At 40.4% G+C, this 480-nt stretch carries 1 protein-coding gene; it reads left to right on the forward strand.

Features of this window, described 5'->3' with window-relative positions; all coding sequences use genetic code 11:
- Positions 1-125: 125 nt before the first annotated feature.
- Positions 126-329 (forward strand): hypothetical protein, encoded by a 204-nt coding sequence (locus tag UF06_RS17870; protein WP_045571655.1) that lies wholly within the window; start codon positions 126-128, stop codon positions 327-329.
- Positions 330-480 lie beyond the last annotated feature (151 nt).

Below are 480 nucleotides of genomic sequence, written 5' to 3' on the forward strand. Positions count from 1 at the left end.
CGGGCGTTAGGCTAGTCGGTAACATCACTAACTGACTCGCATTAATGACGTAATTTTTGTTCTTTCTTTGTTCGGGGCTATCATATTTTCGACGAATGTTGTTGCCACTTTCGATAGGTAAGTTGATGGGTATATTAGTTTTTATTGCAACGATAGTTTTGGTGAAATTTGTAGAAGCGCAACTTGGTTTCACATACAACATTTTCTCAGATCCATTTAACGTAAAACTGGCTGCATTAGACTTAGTGTTGTTTGTGTCTATTTATGCTGCGTTAACATTGGTCTATGAAAAAAGTGGCAAGTACCTAAGAAAGAAGCAGCAAAGCTAAGGGTTCATTGCTAACAGTCAGCACAAGCCTAACAAACTGCTTAAGAGGGATTCGCAATGCGTGGCATTTTCAGCATGCGGTGAGTTTTGTGATTAAGTTGGTGTGCGGTAACTTTTGTAGTGCATTGCTCACCCCTTAGCAGGGCGTTATG

Origin of the sequence: Vibrio sp. S234-5, assembly GCF_000960595.1 — a bacterium.
Taxonomy (GTDB): domain Bacteria; phylum Pseudomonadota; class Gammaproteobacteria; order Enterobacterales; family Vibrionaceae; genus Vibrio.

Excerpts from the sequence above, each read along its gene's own strand:
- UF06_RS17870 (WP_045571655.1), top strand. The coding sequence starts at position 126 with ATGGGTATATTAGTTTTTATTGCAACGATAGTTTTGGTGAAATTTGTA.